General features: G+C 57.8%; 19 protein-coding genes. 6 read left to right on the top strand and 13 right to left on the bottom strand.

Annotation, left to right across the window (positions count from 1 at the left end):
• Nucleotide 1 precedes the first annotated feature (1 nt).
• The 3 genes from creC to creA are packed head-to-tail and all read right to left on the bottom strand — an operon-like array spanning nucleotide 2 to nucleotide 2,599.
• Nucleotides 2–1,426 carry a two-component system sensor histidine kinase CreC gene (gene creC / locus IM271_RS07735; protein ID WP_193052412.1) on the bottom strand — a complete coding sequence of 475 codons (1,425 nt, stop codon included), beginning with the start codon at nucleotides 1,424–1,426 and terminating at the stop codon, nucleotides 2–4.
• On the bottom strand, nucleotides 1,426–2,115 hold the full coding sequence (gene creB / locus IM271_RS07730; RefSeq protein ID WP_045259420.1) for a two-component system response regulator CreB: 690 nt from the start codon (nucleotides 2,113–2,115) through the stop codon (nucleotides 1,426–1,428). Before creB ends, creC begins: the two co-directional genes overlap by 1 nt.
• A gap of 13 nt (nucleotides 2,116–2,128) precedes the next feature.
• Nucleotides 2,129–2,599, bottom strand: a complete 471-nt coding sequence (gene creA, locus IM271_RS07725) for a protein CreA (RefSeq protein ID WP_014882476.1) — start codon at nucleotides 2,597–2,599, stop codon at nucleotides 2,129–2,131.
• 211 nt (nucleotides 2,600–2,810) lie between these two features.
• On the opposite strand from creA, the gene robA reads away from it, so the two are divergent.
• Nucleotides 2,811–3,680, top strand: a complete 870-nt coding sequence (gene robA, locus IM271_RS07720) for an MDR efflux pump AcrAB transcriptional activator RobA (protein ID WP_063942906.1) — start codon at nucleotides 2,811–2,813, stop codon at nucleotides 3,678–3,680.
• Here robA and gpmB read toward each other — a convergent pair.
• Nucleotides 3,677–4,324, bottom strand: a complete 648-nt coding sequence (gene gpmB / locus IM271_RS07715) for a 2,3-diphosphoglycerate-dependent phosphoglycerate mutase GpmB (RefSeq protein WP_008502057.1) — start codon at nucleotides 4,322–4,324, stop codon at nucleotides 3,677–3,679. The two genes, robA and gpmB, sit on opposite strands and share 4 nt — an antisense overlap.
• Nucleotides 4,325–4,373: 49 nt before the next feature.
• Between gpmB and yjjX the strand changes: the two genes are divergently transcribed.
• Nucleotides 4,374–4,889, top strand: a complete 516-nt coding sequence (yjjX, locus tag IM271_RS07710) for an inosine/xanthosine triphosphatase (protein WP_041911281.1) — start codon at nucleotides 4,374–4,376, stop codon at nucleotides 4,887–4,889.
• Here the strand turns inward: yjjX and trpR are convergent.
• Entirely contained in the window at nucleotides 4,880–5,209 is a 330-nt protein-coding gene (gene trpR / locus IM271_RS07705) for a trp operon repressor (protein WP_024907404.1), read from the bottom strand. The two genes, yjjX and trpR, sit on opposite strands and share 10 nt — an antisense overlap.
• A 55-nt stretch (nucleotides 5,210–5,264) precedes the next feature.
• Nucleotides 5,265–7,202: a murein transglycosylase gene (sltY, locus tag IM271_RS07700; RefSeq protein WP_048999010.1), complete on the bottom strand. Its 1,938-nt coding sequence runs from the start codon at nucleotides 7,200–7,202 to the stop codon at nucleotides 5,265–5,267.
• A 227-nt stretch (nucleotides 7,203–7,429) separates the two neighbouring features.
• Here sltY and ettA point away from each other — a divergent pair, with 227 nt between their 5' ends.
• The gene (gene ettA / locus IM271_RS07695) at nucleotides 7,430–9,097 is read left to right on the top strand and encodes an energy-dependent translational throttle protein EttA (RefSeq protein WP_003856515.1); all 1,668 of its coding nucleotides are present in this window, start codon (nucleotides 7,430–7,432) and stop codon (nucleotides 9,095–9,097) included.
• 63 nt (nucleotides 9,098–9,160) lie between these two features.
• Here the strand turns inward: ettA and IM271_RS07690 are convergent, their stop codons facing one another.
• On the bottom strand, nucleotides 9,161–10,060 hold the full coding sequence (locus IM271_RS07690) for a LysR family transcriptional regulator (RefSeq protein ID WP_047367295.1): 900 nt from the start codon (nucleotides 10,058–10,060) through the stop codon (nucleotides 9,161–9,163).
• 108 nt (nucleotides 10,061–10,168) lie between these two features.
• Here IM271_RS07690 and IM271_RS07685 point away from each other — a divergent pair, with 108 nt between their 5' ends.
• Entirely contained in the window at nucleotides 10,169–11,170 is a 1,002-nt protein-coding gene (locus IM271_RS07685) for a zinc-binding alcohol dehydrogenase family protein (RefSeq protein ID WP_193052411.1), read from the top strand.
• Between the two features lie 40 nt (nucleotides 11,171–11,210).
• Here IM271_RS07685 and nadR read toward each other — a convergent pair whose 3' ends face one another.
• Genes nadR through serB form a run of 3 tightly spaced genes read right to left on the bottom strand, consistent with a single transcriptional unit; the run spans nucleotide 11,211 to nucleotide 14,844 of the window.
• Complete coding sequence (gene nadR, locus IM271_RS07680) at nucleotides 11,211–12,443, bottom strand: multifunctional transcriptional regulator/nicotinamide-nucleotide adenylyltransferase/ribosylnicotinamide kinase NadR (protein ID WP_003856522.1); 1,233 nt, start codon at nucleotides 12,441–12,443, stop codon at nucleotides 11,211–11,213.
• A 35-nt stretch (nucleotides 12,444–12,478) separates the two neighbouring features.
• Nucleotides 12,479–13,864, bottom strand: coding sequence for a DNA repair protein RadA (radA, locus tag IM271_RS07675; RefSeq protein WP_003856523.1), 1,386 nt, complete (start codon nucleotides 13,862–13,864; stop codon nucleotides 12,479–12,481).
• Nucleotides 13,865–13,875: 11 nt separating this feature from the next.
• Nucleotides 13,876–14,844 (bottom strand): phosphoserine phosphatase, encoded by a 969-nt coding sequence (gene serB, locus IM271_RS07670; RefSeq protein WP_028015444.1) that lies wholly within the window; start codon nucleotides 14,842–14,844, stop codon nucleotides 13,876–13,878.
• Between the two features lie 117 nt (nucleotides 14,845–14,961).
• On the opposite strand from serB, the gene IM271_RS07665 reads away from it, so the two are divergent.
• Both IM271_RS07665 and lplA read left to right on the top strand, forming a co-directional pair.
• The gene (locus IM271_RS07665; RefSeq protein ID WP_028015443.1) at nucleotides 14,962–15,606 is read left to right on the top strand and encodes a YtjB family periplasmic protein; all 645 of its coding nucleotides are present in this window, start codon (nucleotides 14,962–14,964) and stop codon (nucleotides 15,604–15,606) included.
• Nucleotides 15,607–15,645: 39 nt separating this feature from the next.
• Nucleotides 15,646–16,662, top strand: coding sequence for a lipoate--protein ligase LplA (gene lplA / locus IM271_RS07660; protein WP_028015442.1), 1,017 nt, complete (start codon nucleotides 15,646–15,648; stop codon nucleotides 16,660–16,662).
• Between the two features lie 84 nt (nucleotides 16,663–16,746).
• On the opposite strand, the gene deoD is transcribed toward lplA, so the two are convergent.
• From deoD to deoA, 3 genes are all read right to left on the bottom strand, one after another.
• Nucleotides 16,747–17,466: a purine-nucleoside phosphorylase gene (gene deoD / locus IM271_RS07655; protein ID WP_003856538.1), complete on the bottom strand. Its 720-nt coding sequence runs from the start codon at nucleotides 17,464–17,466 to the stop codon at nucleotides 16,747–16,749.
• Nucleotides 17,467–17,591: 125 nt separating this feature from the next.
• Nucleotides 17,592–18,815 (bottom strand): phosphopentomutase, encoded by a 1,224-nt coding sequence (gene deoB, locus IM271_RS07650; protein ID WP_028015441.1) that lies wholly within the window; start codon nucleotides 18,813–18,815, stop codon nucleotides 17,592–17,594.
• Between the two features lie 53 nt (nucleotides 18,816–18,868).
• Nucleotides 18,869–20,191 (bottom strand): thymidine phosphorylase, encoded by a 1,323-nt coding sequence (gene deoA / locus IM271_RS07645; protein ID WP_041911290.1) that lies wholly within the window; start codon nucleotides 20,189–20,191, stop codon nucleotides 18,869–18,871.
• Nucleotides 20,192–20,278: the final 87 nt, after the last annotated feature.

The raw sequence follows: 20,278 nt of genomic DNA, 5'->3' as shown, positions 1-20,278 counted from the left end.
GTTATGTGAAGGGACGGTGAAGTGTCAGCGTGGCTATCACGCCACCTTCATCACGATTACGCAATGTAATCTCTCCGTGGTGCAGACGCGCCACCTCCTGAACAAACGCCAGCCCGAGTCCGCTACTTTTCAACCCGTTCTCGCGCGGCAGGGAATAAAAGCGCTCAAAAATACGTTCCAGCGCATAATCCGGGATCCCGCTTCCGCTGTCGGTGACGCTCAGCCGTATCTGCCCCTGCTCTTCCCGGGCCGCCAGTTCAATGGCACCACCCTGTGGGGTAAAATCGATAGCATTGTCCAGTAAATTACCGAGCGCCTGTTCGAGCAGGTCGGGATCGCCTTCAACAAGAAGCGAAGCGGGCTGGAGGGTCAGTGCAATCTCTTTTGCCGCCAATAGCGCCGAACGCGCGTCGGCAAGCCGTGTAAACAGCAGGTCGACGCGGACGGCCTGGGGCGTAATCTCGACCCGATTTTCAAGCCGCGCCTGAGTCAGCAGTTTTTCAACCAGCGACTGCATACGCGCGTTTTGCACCAGAATATTATCGATAAACCGCGCGGCCACCTGCGGCGGCGGCTGCTCGGTGAGAATTTCTGCCGCGCCGCGTATGGCGGCTATTGGGCTTTTCAGCTCGTGGGTCAGCGCATGGACATAGTGTTCAATGTAGTTTTTCCCTTCAAGGCGAATACGCATATTTTCCAGCGCCTGAGCCAGCTTTTGCAGTTCACTACTGCCTGGATTAGGCAGCGGGAGAGGCGTATCAGTGGTCACCGAGTCGGCATAGCGCGATAACGTACTGATGGAACGATTGATCCACCAGGCGACGAGAAAACCGATCAGTAAAGCAATGCCAAGCAGCGCCCCGCCAGCCCACAATATCCGTCGCTCGCTGCGGTGAATCACCGGTGCCATCGCGCTGTTCGGTTTCCCCACCGACAGCACGCCGATTATCTTGCCCTGCTCCACAACCGGTGCGGCAACATACATCACCGTGCTCTCCGGAGCGTCGGGATGGCTCTGGGTACTGCGCGCGCCGTATTGGCCGCGAAGCGTCAGCCAGACATCGTTCCAGCGAGAGTAATCTTGCCCCACGGCCAGGCCGGCAGAATCAAACACGACGCGGCCCTGCGCATCGGTCATGTAGACGTGATACTCGTTGCGCACCTTATGAATGCCGCCGATATTGGCGCGGAAAGGCCGCTGATGGAGCTGTAAAAAGGCCTGCGCCAGTCTGCCCTGCTGCGCATTGCCCGAAAGAAGATCCTCACGCCCAACTTCGGCGAGCAAGGTCGCGGTATCGATCAATGTGCCCTCGGTTGCCCTGCGCACGCCGGGCTTCACTTCCTGAACAAAGATCGACAGCACAAACCATGCGGCGATGGCGACGATCAGGAAGTACCCCAGCAGCAAACGCATTCCGATACGCATTAATAAAGCCCCAGGCTATAGCCCATACCGCGATGGGTGCTGATGGGTGACAGTTCCTCATTCACTGCCCGCAGCTTGGCGCGCAGGGTCTTGATGTGAGTGTCCACGGTACGATCGTAACTGTCGCCGTCTTCGCCCCACACCTTGTCCATTAACTGTTGCCGAGAGAAAACCCTTCCCGGAGCCTGTAGTAACGTTTTAAGCAGCAAAAACTCATAGCGCGTGAGCGGTAATGCTTCACCGCACCAGCTAATTCGGGCAGCAGCTTCGTTCAGCTCAAACTGTCCGATACGCACCGTCTCCGCTGGTGCGACGCATTTTTGCATCCGCCGTAAAATGGTCCTTACCCGGGCGCACACCTCACGCGGGGAGAAAGGCTTGGCGACGTAGTCGTCTGCGCCCATTTCCAGGCCGAGGAGTTTATCCACTTCATCACTGCGTGCCGTCAGAAACAGCACGGGCAGTGACGGATGCTGCGCCAGAAGCTGGCGGCAGAGCTCAAAGCCGCTGATGTCCGGCAGCCCGACGTCAAGAATGGCGAGCGCCGGAGCCTGCTGGCGCGCCGCCTCCAGCACCGGTAAACCGCGCTCAAACGCTTTTACTGCAAATCCTTCCTGCTGAAGCATGTAGATAAGCGTATCGGCGATACTGGTTTCGTCTTCAACCAGCCAGACTACAGGTTGTTGCATGGTTCATCCCTGATTAATGCCACGGCATAATCGGCACTGCACTAATGGCGTTTTTCGGTGACCCTTCCACCACTTTATCGGAATACGCCAGGTAGGCCAGGGTGTTGCGTTTTGCATCATAGAAACGCACCACCTGCAGCTTTTTAAACACCAGCGAGGTCCGTTTCTGGAACACCACATCGCCCTGCGCTTTGCCGTTTTTGATTTTATCGCTCAGCTCAACCGGCCCCACCTGCTGACAGGAGATCGCCGCATCGGAAGTGTCTTCCGCCAGCCCCAGGCCGCCTTTAATACCGCCCGTCTTCGCGCGGCTAACGTAGCAGGTGACGTTTTTCACGTCCGGATCGTCAAACGCCTCCACCACAATTTTGTGGTCCGGACCGAACATTTTGAACACGGTATCGACAGAACCAATCTGTTCCGCCTGCGCCGCACGGCCCGCTACCAGCAGCAGGGCAGTAAGAAGCAAAGTCTTGTATTTCATATTGTTACCATTCTTTAAAATTGCATTGAGCGATTATTCAACACGTTAGTCAAAAATGTAGCAAGATCACAGGATTAGAATATATTCACCCAAAATGAGAGAGAAAAGGCATTAATGCGCAAAAAAAACACTGAATGCTAAAACATCAAAAAATGCTATTATCCGCTAACCTGTTATCAGGCACCTGCTGTTTTAAGGATGAGGATAGTATATGGATCAGGCTGGAATTATTCGCGACCTGCTCACCTGGCTGGAAGGTCATCTCGACCAGCCTTTGTCACTGGATAATGTGGCGGCTAAAGCGGGCTATTCCAAGTGGCATCTGCAAAGGATGTTCAAGGATGTCACCGGTCATGCTATCGGTGCCTATATTCGCGCACGTCGTTTATCGAAATCTGCGGTGGCATTGCGCCTGACCGCGCGGCCAATTCTGGATATTGCCCTGCAGTACCGTTTTGATTCGCAGCAAACCTTCACCCGCGCCTTTAAAAAACAGTTCTCGTTGACGCCAGCGCTCTATCGCCGCTCGCCTGACTGGAGCTCGTTTGGCATGCGTCCGCCGCTGCGTCTGGGCGAGTTCGCGATGCCGAAATACGAAATAGTAACTCTGCCGGAAACCCATCTGATCGGTACAACCCAGAGCTACTCGTGCTCACTGGAGCAGATTTCTGAGTTCCGCCATCAGATGCGCGTCCAGTTCTGGCGCGATTTCCTGAGCCATGCGCCGGCCATTCCGCCGATCCTGTATGGCCTCAACGAAACGCACCCAAGCCAGGAAAAAGACGACGAGCAGGAGGTGTTTTACACCACCGCGCTGACGCCGGAGCTGGCGAATGGCTACATTCAGGGTTCGAAGCCGGTCCTGCTGGAGGGTGGCGAGTACGTGATGTTCTCGTATGAAGGACTGGGTACGGGCGTCCAGGAGTTTATCCTGACCGTTTACGGGACGTGCATGCCAATGCTGAATCTGAATCGCCGTAAAGGTCAGGATATCGAGCGCTACTACCCGGCGCAGGATGCCAAACCGGAAGAAGGCCCAATCAATCTGCGTATGGAATTCTTGATTCCTGTCCGTCGTTAACGCTGCAGTTCATCAAGCGCAGGGGCATCGAGATGCGAAATGTCCCCTGCCATCTCCACGACCCAGCCCGACGCCAGCCACGCGCTTTCCTGATAATCAATCCGGGAAATGGAGCAGTTACGCAGGCGTAACCGACGCTCAGCGTAAGCCGGTAACCCCAGAATGGTGCTCACCAGGCAGCCGAGCGCGATACCGTGACTCACCAGCAGCGGACGGCTGCCTGCCGGAAGCTTGAGGCATTCCGCCAGCGCGGCATGCATACGCACGCTCAGCTCCTGCATGGATTCCCCTTCAGGAATACGACCATCTTCGGTACCGTTCACCAGCGTGCGGCGCCAGCCCTCTTCCGTTTCCGTCAGCGTATCAATATGGCGCTTTTCCAGCACGCCCATATCCAGCTCGCGCAGGCGCGGCTCAAGCATCACATCGCAGCCGCAGGCGTCGGCAATGATGCGCGCCGTCTGCTGTGTGCGACCTAAATCGCTGGTAATAACGTGGGTAATGCCCAGCGTTCTGGCGCGTTCCGCCACCTGCCACGCTTGCTGCACACCCTTCTCGGTGAGAGGACTGTCTGACTGGCCTTGAATACGTCGCTCGGCGTTCCACTGCGTTTCACCGTGGCGAACAAGGTATACCTGTAACATGCTTTTTTTCCGTTATACTGCGATGAGTTTTTTTGAATCGAGCTTAATTATGCACCATGTTGTCTCTGCTACCACCAATCCTGCCAAAATTCAGGCAATTCTAAAGGCTTTTGAAGAGATTTTCGGCGAAGGATCCTGCCATATTGAGGCCATCGGCGTCGAGAGTGGCGTACCTGAACAGCCGTTTGGCAGCGAGGAAACGCGCGCTGGCGCACGAAATCGCGTGGCAAATGCAAAAGCCGCGGCCCCGAAGGCTGACTTCTGGGTCGCCATTGAAGCAGGCATCGACGAAGGCGCAACCTTTAGCTGGGTGGTGATTGAAAGCCGTGAGCAGCGCGGCGAAGCGCGCTCAGCCACCCTGCCGCTGCCGGAGATCATTCTGGAAAAAGTCCGTGCAGGTGAAGCGCTCGGGCCGGTGATGTCACAGTACACCGGCATTGATGAGATTGGGCGTAAAGAAGGGGCGATTGGCGTCTTTACGGCGGGTAAGCTCACGCGTTCAGGGGTTTACCATCAGGCGGTGATCCTGGCGCTGAGCCCGTTTCATAACGCCATTTATCGTTGATCGCTCAATAAGACTGACTCGAGCCACTGGCGCAGCTCAACCGGCGCGGACTTCAGGCTGTTCGATCCACGGGTGATCGTCGCGATGCCCGCGCCCAGCTCGTTTTTCAGCTCGCGCTGGCTCATCTCACCGCGCAATAGCTCTTCAATAATCCGCACGCGCGTGCCCAGCGCCTCACGCTCGTCCGGCGTAAGCATCAGCTGCATGAGGGGTAGGTGCAAATCCTGCTCGTAAGACTGGCGAAGCAGCTCCACAAAACGAAGCCACTCCTGGTGACGCTGTTCGGCCATTGCCGAGGAATACGGGGAATGCTGGGTCATGTTATGCTGCCTCTTGTACTCTTTAGCGAGTACAGCATAACACAACCCATGCCGATCAGTAACGTCTCTGCCACTCGGCATCGCTCATCAGGGTATCTTTCTGCCCCATGAAGTAGCGATAGTAGGCGTCATAAGCCAGCACGTTCTTCACGTAGCCGCGCGTTTCCGAGAACGGAATGCTCTCCACGAACGCCACTGCGTCAATGCGTCCTGCACTGTTGCCAAGCCAGGTGCGCACGCGCCCCGGACCGGCGTTATACGCCGCCGACGCGAAGATGCGGTTATTGCCAAACTGCTGATAGACATACTGCAAATAGCTGGTGCCGATGTTGATGTTGGTATCCGGATCGAGAAGCTGTGACGGGCTGCTGTAACCTGGAATGTTGAACATCTTCACCGTATGCGTCGCCGTCCCCGGCATAATTTGCATCAGCCCGCTGGCACCCACCGGTGAACGAACTTTCGGGTTCCAGGCGCTCTCCTGACGGGCAATCGCCATGGCGTAGCTTTGCGGGATATCTTTGCCGCTGGTGTAGCGGTCAAACAGATCTTTATACGCCAGCGGGAAACGCTCTTCGAGATGGTCCCACAGCTTGCCTGAAATCGTCGCCTGCACGCTCAGATCCCACCAGCGATTATCAAACGCATAGCGGGCAAGCTGCGCTTTTTCATCCGTGGTGCGGCTGGTCACCAGGTTGGCCCACTCGCTGCGCGCGGTGTTATCCATGTTCCAGTACATCAGCTCGCGCACGCGCGCCATCTCTGGCCCCTGCGTCAGAGCGGGGTTCGCGTTAGCGGGCGCTTTGTCGATCTTAAGCGTGTACTCCTCGCCCAGCCGTTGCGCCGCCGCCATCGGGTAGAACCCGCGCTGCTGCATCAGCGAGTGAAGAATCTCTTTGGCTTCGTCTTCACGACCGCGCTCCAGCAGCAGATCGGCCTGCCAGTAGCGCCATTCGTCTTTTTCTTTGGCATCCATCGGCAAACGCGCGAGCCAGGTGTTAAGGCCACGGCGGTCGCCGGTGCCCAGCGCCATACGCACGCGGCGCTCGACAAGCGAGGTCGAGTTTGAGCGCATGATCGCATCGTCACGCCAGCGCGCCTGTTCGTCGGTCACGTCCGTGCCCATCAGTCGCCAGGCCACGATGTCGCGCAGCTCCTGGGTTTGATCTTCATTCAGCTGCTGCGCCTGCACCAGCTGCGGGATCATCAGCCGCGCGTTTTCGACATCGTCACGCGCCACGCTGGCAAAAGCCACCGCCGCCATCTGGCGGGTAAAATCGGTCGAGCCCGTGCTGCGGGCAAAGGTCAGGACGCTGTTAGGATCGTTTGCCAGCGCGATAACCGCCGAGGAGATCGTCTGGTAGTCGGACGGCATCTGCCCTGCCAGCGCGGTTACCAGACGCGTGTTGCCGGCTTTCATCGCCAGGCGGATGCGCTCAAGGTAGGCCAGCGGATCCTGCTTGCCGGAAGCGCGCCATGCGCCGAACAGGGAATCACAGGCGTTCGGCTGGCTTTTGCCGGTTAGCCACAGATCTTTTGCCCCGGCCCAGGCCTCTTCCTGCTGCCCGGTCGCCCATTTCGCATAGTAGTAATTACACTGCGCTTCGGTGGTATTCGGCTTGTCAGGGCTAAACGCCAGCAGGCCCCGCCAGTCTTCACGCCGCGCCAGCTCATTCACAAAACGAGACTGGAGATTTCGGGCAGGCGGCAGGGTCGGGTTCGCCTGAATGAAATTATTCACGGTGACGGTCGGCTGGTTCATCAGATCGTCGGTAATCTGGCGATACTCCAGATACGGATACAGCGGATAATCCTTGAGCGTCGGCATCAGCGCCTGCACGGTATCCATCTGCTTGTTGTCCCACGCCTGTTTAATCTGGGCGTAGCGGTTACGTTGTTCATCCAGTGAATCGGCATGCACCGCCTGGCTTACCGCCATTACGCATACGCTGGCAGCCAGCAGACGCCAGACCACCCGTTTGGCTTTTTCCACAAGCTCTTCCTCATTGTTTTTTCGTCAATTGCAGCGTCTTGCCACGTCAAAGTCACAACAACTTATGCTAACCAGGCATCCAGCAACGCGCCACGTCATGGACACTTTTTTACCTTTCTTGCGCGTTTTAACACTCCCGACGTTCCTGGCTGGGATTAGGGCGTGAAAAAGGCTACACTTCGAGGCTGAAATTCCTTCTCATTTACGATAAAAGAGGCGAAGTCCACGTGGCTCAATTCGTTTATACCATGCATCGTGTCGGCAAAGTTGTCCCGCCGAAACGTCATATTCTTAAAAATATCTCGCTGAGCTTCTTCCCGGGCGCAAAAATTGGTGTGCTGGGTCTCAACGGTGCCGGTAAGTCCACCCTGCTGCGCATCATGGCCGGCATCGATACAGACATCGAAGGTGAAGCCCGTCCGCAGCCAGGCATCAAGATCGGCTACCTGCCGCAGGAACCTCAGCTGAACCCGGAACACACCGTACGTGAATCCGTTGAAGAAGCGGTATCCGAAGTGGTTAACGCGCTGAAAGGTCTGGATGAAGTGTATGCCAAATACGCCGAGCCGGATGCGGACTTCGACAAACTGGCCGCTCAGCAGGGCAAATATGAGGAAATTATCCAGGCGCACGACGGTCACAACCTGAACGTGCAGCTGGAGCGCGCGGCCGATGCCCTGCGTCTGCCGGACTGGGATGCGAAAATCGCGAATCTCTCCGGTGGTGAACGCCGCCGCGTGGCGCTGTGCCGCCTGCTGCTGGAAAAACCAGACATGCTGCTGCTCGACGAACCGACCAACCACCTGGATGCGGAATCCGTGGCGTGGCTGGAGCGCTTCCTGCACGACTTCGAAGGCACCGTGGTGGCAATTACCCACGACCGTTACTTCCTCGACAACGTCGCCGGCTGGATCCTGGAGCTGGACCGCGGTGAAGGTATTCCGTGGGAAGGCAACTACTCCTCCTGGCTGGAGCAGAAAGATCAGCGTCTGGCGCAGGAAGCGTCTCAGGAAGCGGCCCGTCGCAAGTCTATCGAGAAAGAGCTGGAGTGGGTTCGTCAGGGCGCGAAAGGCCGTCAGTCTAAGGGCAAAGCCCGTCTGGCACGCTTTGAAGAGCTGAACAACACCGAATACCAGAAACGTAACGAAACCAACGAACTGTTTATTCCACCTGGAGCACGTCTGGGGGATAAAGTGGTTGAAGTGACCAACCTGCGTAAGTCCTACGGTGACCGCGTGCTGATCGACGATCTGACCTTCTCCGTACCGAAAGGCGCTATCGTTGGCATCATCGGTCCGAACGGCGCGGGTAAATCGACCCTGTTCCGTATGATGTCCGGTCAGGAACAGCCAGACAGCGGCTCAATCACCCTGGGTGAAACCGTGAAGCTGGCCTCCGTAGACCAGTTCCGTGACGCGATGGATAACAGCAAAACCGTGTGGGAAGAAGTCTCCGGCGGTCTGGATATCATGCGTATCGGCAACACCGAGATGCCAAGCCGCGCCTACGTTGGCCGCTTTAACTTTAAGGGCACCGACCAGGGCAAACGCGTGGGCGAACTGTCCGGCGGTGAGCGCGGACGTCTGCACCTGGCGAAGCTGCTGCAGGTGGGCGGTAACGTTCTGTTGCTCGATGAACCGACCAACGACCTGGATATCGAAACCCTGCGCGCACTGGAAAACGCCCTGCTGGAGTTCCCGGGCTGCGCCATGGTTATCTCGCACGACCGCTGGTTCCTGGACCGTATCGCGACCCACATCCTGGACTACCAGGACGAAGGAAAAGTGGAGTTCTTCGAAGGTAACTTCACCGAATACGAAGAGTACAAAAAACGCACGCTGGGCGCAGACGCGCTGGAGCCGAAGCGTATTAAGTACAAGCGTATTGCGAAATAAAAGCAAAACGGCAACCTCGGTTGCCGTTTTTTATTCAGGGTGAGGGCATCAGGCCGCACAACATCACCCACCCACGTAATACCGCTTCACCTCATCAAACTGCATCGCAAACTCGATATAGCTCATCAGCGCGGGCGAATTCAGCTTCCGGCTCGGATAGGCCAGCCAGAGATCGTTACCTTCAACGCGCCATTCCGGCAGCACCTGAACCAACGCCCCCTTTTCGATCTTATCTTCCAGCAGAAATGCGGGTAGCAGCGTGATCCCCGCCCCGGCAATCGCGCATTCGCGGGCGTACACCAGATTATCGGTCATGTGGCCATTGTCCGGCAGGTAGCGGTAATCCTCACCCTCGCTTCGCAGCAGCCACTCCGACCACGCCCGGTGCGTAATACAGCGGTGCTCCACCAGCTGTCGGGGATGGATTAACGGCTCGCGGCGTGCCAAGTAGTCCGGCGAGGCCAGCATGTAGCGCGGGCAGTGCCCGATCATTCTGCCTATCAGAGAGGAGTCCTGCGGCTTGCCGGTGCGCAGCGCCACGTCAAAACCGGACTCGACCAGGTCCACCACGTCGTCAGAGATCGATACATCGAGCGACACGTCAGGATAGCGAAGCTGAAACTCGGCATTCATATGCGCCAGCAGGGTCGCGCCAATCCCCGCCGGGCAGGTAATACGCAGCCGGCCGCTGGGGTTTTCACGCAGGCGCTGAATGGCATACTCCGCCCGCTCGCTGGCCGCCAGCATCTCGCGACAGTGCACCAGATAGTGCTCGCCCGCGAACGTCAGGCTGATCCTGCGCGTGGTGCGATTAAGCAGACGGATCCCCACCTGCTGCTCCAGCTGGCTGATCCGCTGGCTGACGCTGGATTTCGGCAGTTCGGCTTTCTGCGCCGCCGCGGTAAAACTGCCCATCTCCGCCACCAGCGCAAACAGCGCCATATCCTGCAGCTGTTTAAACATGATTGTTCACCCTGTACGAACGCTGAGTTCATGATTGTCCATCTTATCATGCGGCTGGCCACTTAATAGACTAGCCTCAACAAAACGCATTCCATTGAGGAGCACACCATGTCAGTGAAAGCCATTGCCGTTAACCCAGAAAATCCGTCCACCTTCATTGAAATCACTCCGCCGATGCCGACGCCTGGCGAACACGATCTGCTGGTAGAGGTGAAAGCCGTATCGATTAACCCGGTTGATACCAAAGTGCATGCAGGCATCGCCAAAAATGGGCTGAACGAGCCGCGAATTCTGGGGTGGGATGCCAGCGGGGTCGTCAAAGCCGCTGGAGCTGGCGTCACCGGTTTCAAACCAGGTGATGAGGTGTGGTACGCGGGCGACATCACCCGCCCGGGCAGCAATACCACTCATCAGCTGATAGATGCGCGCATTGTCGGCCACAAACCTGCCAGCCTCGGCTGGGCGGCAGCCGCTGCGCTACCCTTAACTGCGCTCACCGCGTGGGAAGGTCTGTTTGAACGGCTGAATATTCAGGACGCCGAAGCGGACAAAACCCTGCTGATCATCGGCGGCGCGGGCGGCGTGGGATCGCTGGCGATCCCGTTTGCGAAGCACAACAGCAAGGTGAAGATTATCGCAACCGCTTCACGAGAAGATTCCGCCCGGTGGTGCCGCGATCGCGGTGCTGACGTAGTGGTCAACTACCGCGATCTAAAAGGCGAGCTGGCGAAGCAGGGACTTACCTTCGTGGATTATATTTTCATCCTCAACGACACCGACGGGCATTGGGATGCGGTCAGTGAAATGATTGCGCCGCAGGGGCATATTTGTTCCATCGTTGAGAATGAACATCCGCTGAACCAGGACAAGCTGAAGTCCAAATCCGCCGCCCTGCACTGGGAGTTTATGTACACCCGCAGCATGTACCAGACCGCTGATATGGCGCGTCAGGGTGAGATCTTAAATGAGGTGGCAAAGCTGGTGGATAACGGCGTGGTGGAAAGCTCGCTCAGCGAAACGCTGCACGGGCTGAGCGTAGAAAGCATTACCGAAGCGCACCGTAAGGTGCTGGAGGGGCATATGCGCGGGAAGGTGGTGGTTGAGTTCTGAGGTATTCCCCCCTCACCCCAAAAGGGCGAGGGGGAAGTTATTACCCCTGCTCCCCCATCATCTCCTTCACCAGCTCGACGCAGCGCAGGAAGCGGGTGTCATAATCCGACTCTTCCACATGCACAAACTCAACGTTGTTCTCGTTGAGCATCTCCACCAGCATGGTCTGGAACTCGCGCCTGTCCACCGAGCTGCCCAGGCTGCGCATGCCGTCGGCCACCCACGGGGTGTTGTTTTCCAGCAGGATCACCAGGTCAAAGCGGTATTCGTCAATCAGCGCCTGCACGAACGGGTGCTCGCGCCCCTCGTACTTTTTACAGAACGCCTGCGTGGTGACGAAATCGGTATCAATAAACGCCACTTTGTTAGCGTATTTCACCGCGAAATCAATGTACTGGGCGTGCCCGAGCGCGATTTTATCGTAGTCGGAATACTGCAGTGCCATCTCGTCGCCGCCGAGGTGAGAGAAGACGTAATCGCGTCCATACTCCCACGCGCTGGTGGTGTTGAAGATGTTCGCCAGCTTGTTGACCAGCGTTGATTTACCGCTTGACTCGCCGCCCAGAATAGCCACCGTACGCACGAAGAACGGCTTCACTTCGGTCGGAATATAATCCCAGTAGCGGAACGGGTTCTCGCGGATCTGCGCCCCGCTGATGTTCATAAAGGTCCGTTTCGGGTCGATCAGCACCGTCTCGATGCCCAGATGCTCGCGGAACTGCGGCGCGTCGGACTCTTCAGAGGTGTAGATCCAGTTAGGCGCAATGCCCTTCTCTTCCATAAACGCTTTGATGCCGTTGCTCCACACGTCCCAGCCGTGCGGATACGGCTCCATGCCCTCTTCATTAAAGGCATGAATGCGAATGTTTTTCTGGTACTTAAAGGTCTGAAGCAGCCAGCGCAGACGGTCAGGCACGGTGGGCTGCTGCGACATGGCGCTGTCTTCAAAGAGCTGGCGATCGCGCGTTTCGTCGTAGCCCATGATGATGTGCAGCTCGTCTACCTGGCTACAGGCTCGCTGGATCAGATAGATATGCCCGGTATGCAGCGGATAAAACTTGCCGAACACCACGCCGATGTTCTTTTGCATTCGCGGGAACTCCAGCCCCAGAAAGCGGTGCAGCGCTTCAAGCTTCTGCGCGCTGGGGCTTTTGATTTTGGCGTTCAGCAACTGGCTCAGGTAGCCTTTGGTCATGCCGCTGGCGTCCGCCACCTGCTGCAGCGTGCAGCCCTTCTGGCGGATCGCGGTCTTGATGTAGTCAAATGATGACATAAATTACGGTGCCTCCTGCAAAATCGAATACGTAATTATAAGTCGTCAAAGACATTTAACGCATCTGCGAGTTTCTTAACGCCAAAGACCTGCATCCCTTCCGGGATTTTTTTCGGCACGTTAGCTGCCGGAACGATAGCCCGACGGAAGCCGTGCTTTGCCGCCTCGGAGATACGCTCCTGGCCGCTCGGCACCGGACGGATTTCGCCGGCCAGCCCTACTTCACCGAAGACGACCAGATCCTGCGGCAGCGGTCTGTCGCGCAGGCTGGAGACCATCGCCAGCAGCAGCGCCAGATCTGCGCTGGTCTCAGTGACTTTCACCCCGCCAACCACGTTGACGAACACATCCTGATCCGCCATCTGCAGCCCGCCGTGACGGTGCAGCACCGCCAGCAGGATCGCCAGGCGGTTCTGCTCCAGACCGACCGCCACGCGCCGCGGGTTACCCATCATCGAGTGATCCACCAGCGCCTGAATTTCAACCAGCAGCGGGCGCGTCCCTTCCCACAGCACCATTACCGAACTGCCGGAGGTGATCTCATCGCCGCGGCTCAGGAAGATGGCCGACGGGTTGCTGACCTCGCGCAGCCCCTGCTCGGTCATGGCAAACACGCCCAGTTCGTTCACCGCGCCGAAGCGGTTCTTGTGGCTGCGCAGGGTGCGGAAGCGGGAATCCGCGTCGCCGTCGAGCATCACCGAGCAGTCGATACAGTGTTCGAGCACCTTCGGACCCGCCAGAGAGCCATCTTTGGTAACGTGGCCGACCATCACAATCGCCACGCCGCGCGTTTTGGCAAAGCGCGTCAGGTAAGCGGCGGTCTCACGCACCTGCGCGACGCTGCCCGGCGAGGACTGGATGTCCGCCATGTGCATTACCTGGATGGAGTCGATCACCATCAGCTTCGGCTGCTCTTCTTCGGCGATCATGCAGATCTGCTCGATGCTGGTTTCCGACAGCATGTTCAGGTTACCGGTCGGCAGGCCGAGACGGTGAGCGCGCATCGCCACCTGCTGGAGGGATTCTTCACCCGTCACGTACAGGGTTTTCATCTGTTCGGCGAGCTTGCAGAGCGTTTGCAGCAGCAGGGTCGATTTCCCCGCCCCCGGGTTACCGCCGATCAGAATCGCGCTGCCCGGCACCACGCCGCCGCCCAGCACGCGGTCAAACTCTTTGAAGCCGGTGGAAAAGCGCGGCAGCGCTTCCAGGCTGATATCAGAAAGCTTTTGCACCTTCGACACGCCTGCATTGCCCGCATAGCCGCTCAGGCGCTCATTGCGGGCCACGCTCGGCGAAGCCGCCACACCACGCACTTCGGTGATGGTGTTCCAGGCATGACAGGCGCTGCATTGCCCCTGCCAGCGCGGATAATCCGCACCACATTCATTACAGACAAATGCGCGTTTTGGAGCTTTCGCCACGGTTTACCTCGTTATTTCTGATTAAGGCTGCCGGAGAGAATGCAGAACACCCCCATCAGGTCAGCGTGACGGATAGTGACTTCCGTCTTTTCATTTACTTTTGGTTTGGCATGGTAGGCAATGCCAAGGCCAGCAACTTTGATCATTGGCAGATCGTTCGCGCCGTCGCCAATGCCGACGGTCTGCTCGACCGGAATCTCATACTTTTCCGCCAGGCGCGTCAGGGTATTGGCTTTGTACTGGGCATCCACAATATCGCCGATCACCTGGCCGGTCAGCTTGCCGTCCATGATTTCCAGCTCGTTAGCGACCACCGTGGTCAGATGCAGTTTCTCACGTAGATAATCCGCAAAGAAGGTAAAGCCACCGGAGGCGATCGCCACTTTCCAGCCGAGGGACTGGAGCTTCAGCACCAGCTGCGTCAGCCCCGGCATCAGCGGCAGCACGTCGCGCACCTGGCGCAGGATGTTAGCATCGGCCCCTTTCAGGGTCGCCACGCGCTGGCGCAGGCTGGCGGTGAAGTCCAGCTCGCCGCGCATCGCACGCTCGGTGACTTCCGCCACCAGCTCGCCGCTGCCTGCCAGTTTAGCAATCTCGTCAATACATTCGATCTGAATAGCGGTGGAGTCCATGTCCATCACCAGCAGACCCGGCGTTTTCAGGTGCGGAATTTTGCCGAGAGGCGCTACGTCCAGCCCGGCGTCATGCGCCAGACGCGTGGCGCGCTGCGTCAGGGAACCCGCGAGGCGAATGACCTGGTAATCTTCCACGCACCAGGCGGCAACAATGACCATCGCCGCGCCCAGTTTGGTTTGATACTGGGTCAGGCGTTGCTTATCCAGACCGCGTCCATAGAGGAGCCAGCCGCTACGGCCAGCGTGGTAATCCAGAGGCATCACCTCATCGCCACTTAACGAGAGCGGCAATCCTGGCCATAAAGAGACATCCGTTGGCAGGTCACACCAGGTAATGTTCGGCATTAAAGCTCCTGTAATTTTGTTCGCGCCGGAAGGTTCCAGAGGGAAAATAACGCATGAGGCTACCCTGTAACCATCACTTCTGGCAACATTAAGCCCTAAATTTTCAGCAGGTGGAATATGGCTCGCGCAAAACTGAAATTCCGGCTTCATCGCGCCGTGATTGTCCTGATCTGTCTCGCACTGTTAGTCGCATTGATGCAAGGGGCATCGTGGTTTAGCCAGAATCATCAGCGGCAGCGCAACCCGCAGTTTGAAGAGCTGGCCCGTACCCTGGCGCGTCAGGTGACGCTCAACGTTGCGCCCCTGATGCGCAATGAAACGCCGGACGATAAGCGGATAGGCCAGGTCTTGCGTCAGCTCACGGAAAACAGCCGCATTCTGGATGCGGGCGTGTACGATGAAAAAGGCGACCTGATTGCCCGCGCCGGTGAGCACGTCGACGTGCGCGACAGGCTGGCGCTGGACGGCAAAAAAGCCGGAGGCTATTTCAACCAGCAGATTGTCGAACCCGTTCAGGGTAAAAATGGCCCGCTGGGGTATCTGCGCCTGACGCTGGATACCCACACCCTGCCAACAGAAGCTAAGCAGGTGGATAACACCACCAATATTCTGCGCCTGATGCTGTTACTCTCGCTGGCGATCGGCGTCGTGCTGGCGCGCACGTTGCTTCAGGGCAAGCGTACCCGCTGGCAGCAGTCGCCGTTCCTGCTGACCGCCAGCAGGTCGGTTCCCGAAGACGAAGAGAGCGAGAAGAAGGAATAGTGATAAAGTAGGCGAAAGATATGGAAAAGGAACTCTGCCATGACGACGTTACGCCTGCTTATCTCTGACTCTCACGATCCCTGGTTTAATCTCGCGGTTGAAGAGTGCATCTTCCGCCAGATGCCCGCCACCCAGCGCGTCCTGTTTCTCTGGCGTAACGCCGATACGGTGGTCATCGGCCGCGCGCAAAACCCGTGGAAAGAGTGCAACACCCGGCGTATGGAAGAGGACAACGTCCGTCTCGCACGCAGGAGCAGCGGCGGCGGCGCGGTGTTTCACGATCTGGGCAATACCTGCTTTACCTTTATGGCAGGAAAACCGGAATACGACAAAACTATCTCTACGTCTATTGTGCTCAACGCGCTCAATGCGCTCGGCGTGACGGCTGAAGCCTCGGGGCGGAACGATCTCGTGGTCAAAACGCCAGAGGGCGACCGCAAGATCTCCGGCTCCGCCTACCGCGAAACGATGGATCGCGGGTTCCACCACGGCACCCTGCTGCTGAACGCCGACCTGAGCCGTCTGGCGAACTACCTTAATCCTGATAAGAAAAAGCTCCAGGCTAAGGGCATTACCTCCGTGCGCGGACGCGTGGCGAATCTGGTGGAGCTGCTGCCGGGGATTACGCACGAGCAGATTTGCGACGCGATCCGTGAAGCGTTCTTTGAACATTACGGCGAGCGCGTGGATGCGGAAGTGATTTCGCCGGATAAGACCCCGGATCTGCCCAACTTCGCCGAAACCTTTGCACGCCAGAGCAGCTGGGAATGGAACTTCGGCCAGGCCCCGGCGTTTTCACACCTGCTGGACGAACGTTTTACCTGGGGCGGCGTGGAGCTGCACTTTGACGTGGAGAAAGGCCACATTACCCGTACGCAGGTGTTTACGGACAGCCTCAACCCGGCACCGCTGGAAGCGCTGGCGGCCCGCTTGCAGGGCTGTTTGTATCGGGCGGATATGCTGCAGCAGGAGTGCGACGCGTTAATGGGGGATTTCCCGGAGCAGGAACAAGAGTTGCGGGACTTATCGGCATGGATTGCGCAGGCAGTACGCTAGTAAAAAAGCCCGCTGGCGCTGCGCTTAGCGGGCTGGAAAACCGTAGGCCGGGTCAGGCGACGCCGCCACCCGGCACAACAGCTCTTACTCTTTATCGCCCAGCAGAACGGATTCCAGCGCGATTTTGATCATGTCATTGAAGGTGGTCTGACGCTCGGCAGCGGTGGTCTGCTCGTGGGTACGGATGTGGTCAGACACGGTGCAGATGGTCAGCGCTTTCGCACCAAACTCAGCCGCCACGCCGTAGATACCCGCCGCTTCCATTTCCACGCCCAGGATGCCGTATTTTTCCATCACGTCGAACATGTCGCCTTCTGGCGAGTAGAACAGATCGGCAGAGAACAGGTTGCCCACGCGTGCGTCAACGCCCAGCGCTTTTGCCGCGTCAACCGCGTTACGCACCATGTCAAAGTCAGCGATTGCCGCAAAGTCATGATCCTTAAAGCGGATGCGGTTAACTTTAGAGTCGGTACATGCGCCCATGCCGATCACCACGTCACGCAGCTTAACGTCCATACGCACCGCACCGCAGGAGCCTACGCGGATGATTTTCTTCACGCCGAAATCGGTGATCAGCTCTTTGGTGTAGATGGAGCAGGACGGGATACCCATGCCGTGGCCCATAACGGAGATTTTGCGGCCTTTATAGGTACCGGTGAAGCCCAGCATGCCGCGAACGTTGTTCACTTCACGCACGTCTTCGAGGAAGGTTTCTGCAATGTGCTTCGCGCGCAGCGGGTCGCCCGGCATCAATACGACGTCAGCGAAATCACCCATTTCTGCATTAATGTGAGGAGTTGCCATCTTCAGTTCCTTTTACATTGTTGTTTTTGCCGGGTGGCGGCTACGCCTTACCCGGCCTACATTCTGTTCTCCCTCTCCCTGTGGGAGAGGGCCGGGGTGAGGGCATCAGGCCGCACCCAATCCGTTCAGAACATGGCCTTGCCATATTCCATGTCAGACGTACCAAAGTATTTCGCAATGGTCTGGCCGATGTCCGCGAAGGTTTCACGGTGACCGAGCGAGCCTGGCTTCACTTTCGGGCCGTACACCAGTACCGGAATATGCTCACGGGTGTGGTCGGTACCGGTCCAGGTTGGGTCACAGCCGTGGTCTGCGGTCAGGATCAGAATATCATCTTCCCCCACCAGCTCCATCAGCTCCGGCAGACGGCGGTCAAACAGCTCCAGGCCCGCAGCATAACCGGCTACATCGCGACGGTGGCCCCAGGAGGAGTCGAAGTCCACGAAGTTGGTGAAGACAATGGTCTTATCGCCTGCTTCTTTCATCTCTTTGATAGTGGCATCGAACAGCGCATCCAGACCGGTCGCTTTCACTTTTTTGGTGATACCGCAGTTGGCGTAGATATCCGCTATTTTGCCCACGGACACCACGTGACCGCCCTTCTCGTCGACCAGCTTCTGCAGCACGGTCGGCGCCGGTGGCTCAACGGCCAGGTCGTGACGGTTACCGGTACGCTGGAAGTTACCCGCTTTGTCGCCGATAAACGGACGTGCGATAACGCGGCCAATGTTGTAGCCGCCTTCGGTCAGCTCTTCACGGGCGATTTCGCACAGCTCGTAGAGTTTATCCAGGCCAAACGTCTCTTCGTGGCAGGCAATCTGGAACACGGAGTCAGCAGAGGTGTAGAAAATCGGCTTGCCGGTTTTCATGTGCTCTTCGCCGAGCTGATCCAGAATCACGGTGCCGGAAGAGTGGCAGTTACCGAGGTAGCCCGGCAGGTTGGCACGCTTCACCAGCTTATCGAGCAGCTCCTGCGGGAAGCTGTTCTCGTGATCGGAGAAGTAGCCCCAGTCAAACAGCACCGGCACACCGGCGATTTCCCAGTGACCGGAAGGGGTATCTTTCCCGGAAGAGAGCTCGTGCGCCCAGGCGTAGGCGCCCACCACTTCCGCGTTGCCGTCCATACCGGCTGCGATTTTACCGGTAGAGCCTTCATGCGCTTTTACCAGCCCGAGGCGGGTCAGGTTAGGTAGAGTCAGAGGGCCTTTACGACCGTTGTCCGCTTCGCCTTTTGCACAGGCTTCCGCGATGTGACCCATGGTATCGGAACCCACGTCACCAAAACGTTCTGCATCTTCGGTTGCGCCGATGCCGAATGAGTCCAGCACCATAATAAATGCACGTTTCATAATTGTTCTCCGTACTTAGTGCTTCATAAAAATGCGATCAGATCAGTATACCGCTATTCAGTGATACGACGATAGACCGTCGGTGTGGTTTCCGGTGCTTTATCGTCAAGAGATATTGCCGCTTTCACCGCTTTCGCCGCGTCCTGCCAGCTGGCTTCGTCTTTCGCGTGGATCACCGCCAGCGGACGTTGGCCGTCGACGCTGTCGCCCAGACGGGCCATGTCGGTAAAGCCGACGCTGTAATCAATGGTGTCCGATGCCTGACGACGACCGCCGCCCATAGATACAACAGCCATGCCAAGCGCGCGGGTGTCCATGGCGGAGACAAAACCTTCGCCATCCGCATAAACAGCTTTGCTGAGCATCGCGGTCGGCAGGTATTTCGCGTAGTTTTCGACGAAATCGGTCGGGCCTTTCTGCGCCGCCACCATGCGGCCAAAGATCTCCGCCGCTTTGCCGTTGTCCAGCACCGCCTGAAGCTTCGCGCGGGCTTCCGCGTCGTCTTTGGCCAGCTTGCCGGAGATGAGCATCTCCACGCACAGCGCCATGGTGACATCGAACAGGCGCGGGTTACGGTATTCGCCTGTGAGGAACTGCACGGCTTCGCGGACTTCAACCGCGTTACCGGCGCTGGAGGCCAGCACCTGGTTCATGTCGGTCAGCAGCGCGGTGGTGCGCACGCCCGCGCCGTTGGAGACGCCAACGATCGCTTCGGCAAGCTGAGCAGAGAGTTCATAGGTCGGCATAAACGCGCCGCTGCCCACCTTCACGTCCATCACCAGCGCGTCCAGCCCTTCCGCCAGTTTTTTGGCGAGGATAGAGGCGGTGATCAGCGGGATGGAGTCTACGGTGGCGGTAATATCACGCGTCGCGTAAAAACGCTTGTCTGCCGGAGCAAGAGAGCTGGTCTGGCCGATAATCGCCACGCCAACGTCTTTAATAATATCGCGGAAGCGATTGTCATCCGGGAAGATATCGAAGCCTGGAATGGCTTCCAGTTTGTCGAGCGTACCGCCGGTGTGGCCCAGGCCGCGCCCGGAGATCATGGGAACGTAACCGCCGCAGGCTGCCACCATAGGGCCGAGCATCAGCGAAGTCACATCGCCCACGCCGCCGGTGGAGTGTTTGTCCACAATCGGGCCGTTAAGGTTGAGGCTTTTCCAGTCCAGAACGGTTCCTGAATCTCGCATCGCCATGGTCAGCGACACGCGCTCAGGCATCGACATATCGTGGAAGAAAATGGTCATCGCCAGAGCCGCAATCTGCCCTTCTGAGACGGTGTTGTCACGAATGCCGTTGATGAAGAAGCGAATTTCTTCGTCGCTTAAAGCAAGACCATCACGTTTTTTACGAATAATTTCTTGTGCGAGAAACACGGTAACCCCCATGCGGAATCGGGTGAATGGCGGCGGGTACGCTTACCCGCCCTGCGATCCTGTAGGCCGGATAAGCGAAGCGCCATC

The sequence above is a fragment of the Enterobacter cloacae complex sp. I3 genome (assembly GCF_014896175.1).
GTDB lineage: Bacteria > Pseudomonadota > Gammaproteobacteria > Enterobacterales > Enterobacteriaceae > Enterobacter > Enterobacter bugandensis.
The sequence above is the reverse complement of the archived record's forward strand: the minus strand, read 5'-3'. Positions and strand labels throughout refer to the sequence as shown.